This window comes from Atribacterota bacterium, from assembly GCA_039638595.1.
In the GTDB taxonomy this organism is placed as follows: Bacteria; Atribacterota; Atribacteria; order Atribacterales; family Caldatribacteriaceae; genus Profundicultor; species Profundicultor thermophilus.
This window is the reverse complement of sequence record JBDIWM010000069.1, coordinates 1-7,133: the sequence shown is the minus strand read 5'-3', so window position 1 is coordinate 7,133 and position 7,133 is coordinate 1. Positions and strand designations below refer to the sequence as shown.

6 protein-coding genes are annotated in these 7,133 nt (G+C 52.5%); 3 read left to right on the top strand and 3 right to left on the bottom strand.

Translation table 11 applies throughout. The features are described 5' to 3' along the window. Together ABDK92_10700 and ABDK92_10695 are read right to left on the bottom strand one after the other, a co-directional pair. Nucleotides 1-643 (bottom strand): ABC transporter permease (locus ABDK92_10700; GenBank protein MEN3187071.1); only part of this gene is annotated, 643 nt, incomplete at its 3' end. A gap of 51 nt (nt 644-694) precedes the next feature. Next, nucleotides 695-1,681, bottom strand: coding sequence for a substrate-binding domain-containing protein (locus ABDK92_10695; protein ID MEN3187070.1), 987 nt, complete (start codon nt 1,679-1,681; stop codon nt 695-697). 357 nt (nt 1,682-2,038) lie between these two features. Here ABDK92_10695 and ABDK92_10690 point away from each other — a divergent pair, with 357 nt between their 5' ends. Together ABDK92_10690 and ABDK92_10685 are read left to right on the top strand one after the other, a co-directional pair. Beyond that, nucleotides 2,039-2,491 carry a redoxin domain-containing protein gene (locus ABDK92_10690; protein ID MEN3187069.1) on the top strand — a complete coding sequence of 151 codons (453 nt, stop codon included), beginning with the start codon at nt 2,039-2,041 and terminating at the stop codon, nt 2,489-2,491. Nucleotides 2,492-2,548: 57 nt separating this feature from the next. After that, nucleotides 2,549-3,646, top strand: a complete 1,098-nt coding sequence (locus ABDK92_10685) for a uroporphyrinogen decarboxylase family protein (protein ID MEN3187068.1) — start codon at nt 2,549-2,551, stop codon at nt 3,644-3,646. Here ABDK92_10685 and ABDK92_10680 read toward each other — a convergent pair. Beyond that, nucleotides 3,643-5,109: a GGDEF domain-containing protein gene (locus tag ABDK92_10680; protein ID MEN3187067.1), complete on the bottom strand. Its 1,467-nt coding sequence runs from the start codon at nt 5,107-5,109 to the stop codon at nt 3,643-3,645. The genes ABDK92_10685 and ABDK92_10680 overlap by 4 nt on opposite strands. 129 nt (nt 5,110-5,238) lie before the next feature. Here ABDK92_10680 and ABDK92_10675 point away from each other — a divergent pair, with 129 nt between their 5' ends. Then, nucleotides 5,239-7,005 carry a phosphoenolpyruvate carboxykinase gene (locus ABDK92_10675; GenBank protein MEN3187066.1) on the top strand — a complete coding sequence of 589 codons (1,767 nt, stop codon included), beginning with the start codon at nt 5,239-5,241 and terminating at the stop codon, nt 7,003-7,005. The last annotated feature ends 128 nt before the right edge of the window (nt 7,006-7,133 follow it).

Genomic DNA, 7,133 nt, shown 5'->3' with positions numbered 1-7,133 from the left:
AATCGGTGTTGATGCCCATGGCCCGGGCTGCATCTTTATTATCACCGGTGGCATAGATCCAGTTTCCAAAACGGTGGCGATGAAGGATGATTCCCAGAATAGCAGCAAAAATGGCAAACCACAGAGACTGGATGGGGAAAAAACCCAGGATGGTTCCTACAAAAACCCTCTCAAAGGTGGAACCGGTCGGAACGTACTGTCGAATCCCCAGGGGCATCATCTGCGACCATACATAGAGAATCCCCCTCCAAAACATGAGGGTTCCCAGGGTGGTGATAAAAGAAGGCATCCGGGTCCGGACGGTGAGAAAACCATTCAACCATCCCAGCCCCCCACCAACCAGAATCGATAAAATGAGACCAAACAAGGGGGTAAAGCCAGCATAGAGAGTGCGGGCAAAAATATAGGCACAGAACGGCAAAACCGAGGCCACCGAGAGGTCGAACTCTCCACAAATCATGAGCATTCCCACCCCCAGAGCCACCACGCCCAGATCCGGGAAAAGTTTCCCCAGAGCCGCGATATTCCGCGAATTGATAAAGACGTGTCGGGGACTGAAAAGAGAAAAAACCACCACCAAACCCACAAAAACCAAAAATGTGCTTGCAGCCCTCTGCCGTAAAAACTTTATCAGACGCTCCATCAGCCTCTCCTCCGTAAAATTTCTGGGGCGACCCAAGGCCGCCCCAGAGCGCTACCGAATGTGCAGGGGAGAGAGTTTCTCCAGCAAAGAAATTTTATCCGGGGAGTCCACCAGGTATCCTCCGGTATCGATGTTGGGAGTGAAGCCGTACTTGTTGTACAAGTAGAGTACGTAGACCGCAAAGTATCCCTGGAGGTACTGCTGCTGGTCAATGGTGGCCATCACGTAGCCTTCCTTAATCCCGTTTAAGGTATCAGCCGTGGTATCAAAACCACCGGCGATGATTTCTCCAGGATTCTTTCCAGCCGCTTTAAGCGAAGCAGTTAAGCGGTCCGTACAGATACCACCCAGTCCAATGAGGAAAGTGGTTTCAGGATGAGCCAGAAGGTAGGAAGTCTCCCGAGCCTCAACGGTGGTCATTTCCAGACCCCCGGCATCGATGATTTCGTAGGAAGTGATACCGTACTCACCCATGGCCTCAAGCACACCGCTTGAACGAATCTTGGCGTAGTTCGCACCCGGAACTTCGGCCGCCATGGCCACATGCGCTTTAGAAAGGTCGATTCCTTTTTCCTTGGCGATATCAAAGAGCCTCCGGCCCAGACGGTAGGCTGCCGCCTTCTCGCTCTGACCGATGTAACAAAGGCGCGCATTCCCGGCCGCTCCCTGGGAGTCATCGTTATTCATCCCAATCACCGGAATTCCTGCCGCCAGGGCATCCTCCACCGGTTTATCCCAGGCGGTGTCATCGTTAATCACCAGAGCAATACCCTGGGGTTTTAAGGCTACTGCTTCCTGGAAACGCTTCTGCTGCAACGCCAGATCCCCTCCGCAGAGGTCGATATCCACTCTGCATCCCAGTTCTTTGGCTGCATCATTAGCTCCTTTTTGCACTACCGCCCAAAAGGGGTCGTCACCTCCGTGGGTGACCAGGCGGAAATACATCCCTTCCCCAGGTTTGGCTTCCTGCGCCATCACCCCAGAAGTTGCCCAAACCACAAAGACCATCGTCAAAACCAAAAACCATGCTTTTCTCATGCCAGTTCCCTCCTCTTCATCGCTTTCAAAAATGCGCCTTTCCCTCAAACATACCCTCCATACCTTGCCCTTTTCCCCACCTCCTCACCAGGTATCCCGAACCAGATTCACGATAAAAGGGGAGAGCCTTGGTAAAACCAGGGACCACTTTTCTGAAAAATGGCCAAACTCGGATGACGCAGAATTGGAAATGCAACACCCACCCCTTTTTATACAGTATATGCTTCCCTCGTTCTCAAGTCAACACCAAGCGCATTCCCAGCCACTCCCCAAAAATCCGCTTTTTGCCGGACCTCCCGGGAATAAAGAAGAACCGCTTCTGGCTTTATATCAAAAAAAGAAAAGGAGGCGCTTTCGATGCCTGAAATCGGTGATTGGGCTCCAGATTTCACTCTCAAAGATCAACACGGGGAAGCGCAAACCCTGAGCCGTTTTCGTGGGAAAACGGTGATCCTCTCTTTCCACCCTCTGGCTTTCACCCGGGTTTGCACGTACCAGATGCAGGACCTCGAAGCCAAGAAGGGAGAACTCGACCAGCTGAACGCCATCGCCTTTGGATTGAGTGTGGACCCGGTGCCCTCCAAGCACGCCTGGGCCAAAGAAATCGGGGTGAAAGAAACCCTCCTCCTTTCAGACTTCTGGCCCCACGGGAAAGTGGCCCAGGAGTATGGGATTTTTGACCAGGAAGAGGGATTCTCCAAAAGAGCGGTATTCGTGGTCGACAAAGAGGGGAAAATCATCTGGAAAAAGGAATATCCCTTAAAGGAGCGCCCTGATATTGAGGAAATCATGGCGGTGGTCAAAAAATAGCCTTTTCCTCCTTCCGGAAACGTGCTATCATGAGAAAAAATCCGGAAGGAGGAACCCATGACTCCGTACGAGCGCATCATCAACGCCCTGGAGGGGAAATCCACCGATATTTTACCCTATGTTGACGGGTTTGAGTGTTTGGAAGCTCGCCTTGCTTTCTTCGGTCCCCAGGTGATGAAGGCCCCCTGGGATGAGGTGGCCCTTTTTGAAGCGGAACTCTTCCGCTCTGACTGGGTGATTGTCCCTGGACCCCTCAATATCCCTGGAGGACCGGGAATGTTCTGCGATATCCTCTCTGAAGATGAAACCCATATTTTGGCCCGCACCTTTTACGGAGGAGTCTGGTACTGGCGCAAAAAACCTTACTACGCCAAGGCCATCGCCAACCCCGTTCGGACACACAACGATTTTGAAACCCTTCCAGAACCCGACTGGGAAGCGCTCCGCAAGCGAGCTAAAACTTTGCGGGACCCGGTAAAGAAACTAAAAGACCGGGGATATTTTGTCACCATGGAGGGGAAGGGAGCCTTCGAAGCAACCTGGATGCTCTTTCGAGGCTTAGAAAACACCTGGACGGATACCGTAGATGACCCGGAGTGGGTAAAAGCCATGTCTCGTCGGGCTACCGAAGCCATCATCAAACTGGGGCTCATCATCGCTGAAGAGTGCGAGGTGGATGGCATTTGGGTTACCGACGACTTAGGGACTCAGGCCGCACCGTATTTCAGCCCCAAAACTTACCGGGACATTTTTCAGGAAAACCACCGCCTCCTGGTCGACTCTTTCCACGCCCGGGGACTCAAAGCGATGCTCCACTCCCACGGAAACATCATGCCTCTTTTTTCCGGTATGGTCGAAGCTGGATTCGACTCCATTGATCCGCTCGACCCTTACGACCACATGGATTTAAAGCAACTCAAAAAAGAGTTCGGGGACCGGGTGACTCTCAAAGGAGGCATAAGCTGCACCATTGGAGGCATGGCTCCGGAGGAATTGGCCACACACGTCTGGGAGGTGGTGACTACCGGAGGAGACCGGCGCTTCATCCTCTCCGGGGCTGGGGGAGTTCCGCCAGAGATGAGCCTGGCCAATTTCAACCTTTACCGCTCCTATATTGAGCAGGCCCGAAGGGGAGAGAAACCCAAAGCGAACTAAGTCGATTCTTGCACCGACTTTGCGCTCTTATCTTGGTACATTCGGGAGTCAGCTATCCGAACCAGCTCGGAAAAATCCGTGGCATCGTCCGGATAAAGGGCTACGCCCACGCTCAAAGAGAGCCGAATCCGAAAATGCTGCACCATAAACTCTTCGGTCACCACCTCATGCAGAAGCCGCTCAATTCGTCTGGTATCGTTTCGATGGGTGATTTCCCGCTGCAGGAGTAAAAATTCATCTCCCCCAAAGCGGGCTAAAAGGTCCGTCTGGCGCACCACATTCTTAAGACGAGTGGCAAAGAGAACCAAAAGAGTATCACCCACCTGATGACCAAAGAGGTCGTTCACTTTTTTGAAGCCATCAAGGTCGATGAAAAAGAGGGCAAAGCGTTTCTCCTTTCGCTTTTCCAAAAGACCTTCCACCTCTTTCAGAAAAGCCGCCCGATTCAAGAATCCGGTCAAGGGATCATGAGTAGCCTGATGGACCATCGACTCTTCCAGAGCTTTTCTCCTACTCACATCGATCGCCATACCCATCACCCGGGCAAAGCTTTCCTCATACCCCGCAACTACCTGCCACTTGCAGTGCACATGAACGGGGTTCCCGGAAAGGCTTTGGCTTTCCTCCTCCCACTCAAAGGCGCATTCCCCCCGGGCAATGGCTAAAATATACTCCCGGTATTTGGCGAAAGCATAGGGGTCAATGCACTGCCGTAGATTTTTGACCAGCTCTTTTTTGCTCTTGACACCACAGAGTGTCAGGGCGCTAGCATTGACTTCCAAAATACGTATCTTTCGCACCACCCTGGCCACTTCCTCTCTGTGGGTATCAAGATGTCGTCCCAGGTTTTTCACCCCCCTGGCTAAAAGCCCATTGGCATACAACTTGAGCGCCGAAAAATCCTCTTCCCAGAGGGGTACCGGAGAAGCCTCAAAAAGCTGACGATTCAGCCTCTGTTCTACCAAGTACCAGTTTTCCCGTTCCTTCCAGGAAGTCACATCCTGAATCAGGCTCTCGTAGCGTCCACGCTTCTTATCGTAGGCCACCCATTCCTCCACCCACACCGGTGGTTCTCCCACCAGGCGATAGCGGAAAACCGCCTGCAGTCCTCGGTTTTCCAGAAAAAGCATCTTTTCCCGCCATACTGCCTCCCGGTCTTCATGATGAATGGAGGGGTAAAAGTCCCCTTCCTTCCTTAAAAGCGCCCGCGAAAGGCCAGGGCAATCCAGACCTCCCTCCACCGACAGAAGACTCTCCGGAAAGTGCTTCCAGACCAGAAAAAGGAAGGGGAAAGAGTTAAGACACGACCCAAAATGGGGAGACACTTTCGCCAACGGTAACCCTCCTTGACAGTATTTATTATAGGCCAAAATCTTTACCAAGGGAAGAGACTTCCAAAAAATCCAGCCCAGAGCGACTTCAAAGAAGGGGAACGGCAAAAGCAACGCGGTAAAAGAGCGCATTTGAAAAACTCCTCAGGCCACAAGGCGAGCACGATTCGGTTTCTTCGGTCCGTGTCTAATTCACCATTCACTTGTCAAATCGCCGCTCGTATCGTATCATATTTCGAAAAGTTCGCGAGGGGGAAAACGGTGGCCAAAGAGGAACGAGATTTTCGTATCATCGGGAAAAAGGCGATTCTCCACATTGAAGACCGAGTGTGCGAAACTCCGGCGGAGCTTTTCCAGAGCCGGGCTTTCCGAGAAGTGCTGCAGCGGGCGATCCAGGAGTTGCGGAAGAAGAATTCTCCCCTTCTCAAATTTTTCGCCCACCAGGACGACGAAGAAAAAAACATAGCATTGCTTGTCCAGGTCCTCCAGATGCTGACCAAAGTTCCCCTGGACATCGTTCCCAAAGTGCTCCCCGAAACCGAAAATTTCCTCCGGTACCGGATGGAGCTCCACGGCTTCGTGGAGTACCTCTACAATTTCTGGCGAGGTTTTGACCGCTTCATTGTGAGCGTTTCTGAGCATCGCAATTTAGACAAGCGACCCTACCGGACCTTCAACGCCACCATCGAAACCCTCACCCACCTGGTGCGCAGCACCTATCGGGATATTCAGGAAAACATCGCCAACCGCCATCCCCGGGTGTACCGTCAGGTGCGGGCGGGGGCCAACATCTCGGTCATTGCCGTCCCCCAGGCTATTCCCCTTCCTTCTCCGTACCGAGAAAAACTGGAGGGGATTCCGGTGGTTCGCCAGATTCTCCTCCATCCACCCCTCATCCTCGAACCACCGATGAACAAGAGAACCGGCCGTTTTGAAAAAATCGCGGCGGATCCCTTAGCCAAATTGGAATTTTCCAAACGAGAATGGATTGCCTACCCAGCCAAAGTGGGACCGCTCCTCATCCTCATCTACGTCCATGAAAAATTCTACGAGCTGGGATTTTCCCTCTGTAACCTCTTTGAGCTTGCCGAGGACGAGGACCTGAAGCGCAAACCCGATGCCATTTACGCCTTTGGGGTCCCGAAAGAAGCCGTGGAGGGACTGGCGCCCTTTCCCACGGTCTTTTTCGATGACGAAGAGAGGGAAATACTGGTCGCAGCCTGCCCCAATCAGGACGAATTTGGCTATTTCGGCTATCTCAAAAAGATGGTGCTGACTCTGCACAACATCGTGATGATGAAACGGGGGAGATTACCTTTCCATGGAGCTTTGGTGCGGTTTACCTTTATAAGCGGTGTAGAGGTGACCCTCCTTCTTATCGGAGATACCGGTGCGGGCAAGTCCGAAACCCTGGAAGCCTTCCGGATCCTCGATGAAGAACGGGTGAGCGACATGAGCATCATCGCCGATGATATGGGTTCCCTGCAGATTGAAGGCGATACCGTGCGGGGTTATGGCACTGAAATTGGCGCCTTTTTGCGCCTGGACGATTTACAGCCGGGATATGCCTTCGGACAGATTGACCGGGCTATCATCATGAGCCCGAGCAAAATAAACGCCCGGGTGGTGCTTCCGGTCACCAGTTTCGACAAGGTGATGGCGGGATACCCAGTGGATGTGATCCTCTATGCCAATAACTACGAAGAAGTCGATGAGGAACACCCCATCATCGAGCGCTTCACCACTCCTGAAGAAGCCCTGCGGGTTTTCGCTGCCGGTGCGGTGATGAGTAAGGGCACCACCACCTCCACCGGTATCGTCCACTCCTACTTTGCCAACATTTTCGGTCCTCCCCAGTACCGCAAGCTTCACGATGGCTTAGCTTCCCGATTCTTCGATGAATTTTTCCGCCTCGGACTCTTCGTGGGCCAGATTCGAACTCGCCTGGGGATTCCAGGATGGGAACAGAAGGGCCCTGAAGAAGCCGCCCGGGAACTGTTGCGAATTCTGGAAGAAAAAAAGTGGTGAGTTTTTCGGGAGATTCTTGACAACCCCACACTCTTGTGTTACATTTACTTTTGCCTTCGGGCAGGGAAAGATGAACCTTGAAAAGTCAATATTCCGCCTACTTCCAAATGATTTTGAGTTTTTCCATT

Excerpts from the sequence above, each read along its gene's own strand:
- ABDK92_10695 (MEN3187070.1), bottom strand. The coding sequence starts at position 1,681 with ATGAGAAAAGCATGGTTTTTGGTTTTGACGATGGTCTTTGTGGTTTGG.
- ABDK92_10690 (MEN3187069.1), top strand. The coding sequence starts at position 2,039 with ATGCCTGAAATCGGTGATTGGGCTCCAGATTTCACTCTCAAAGATCAA.
- ABDK92_10685 (MEN3187068.1), top strand. The coding sequence starts at position 2,549 with ATGACTCCGTACGAGCGCATCATCAACGCCCTGGAGGGGAAATCCACC.
- ABDK92_10680 (MEN3187067.1), bottom strand. The coding sequence starts at position 5,109 with ATGCGCTCTTTTACCGCGTTGCTTTTGCCGTTCCCCTTCTTTGAAGTC.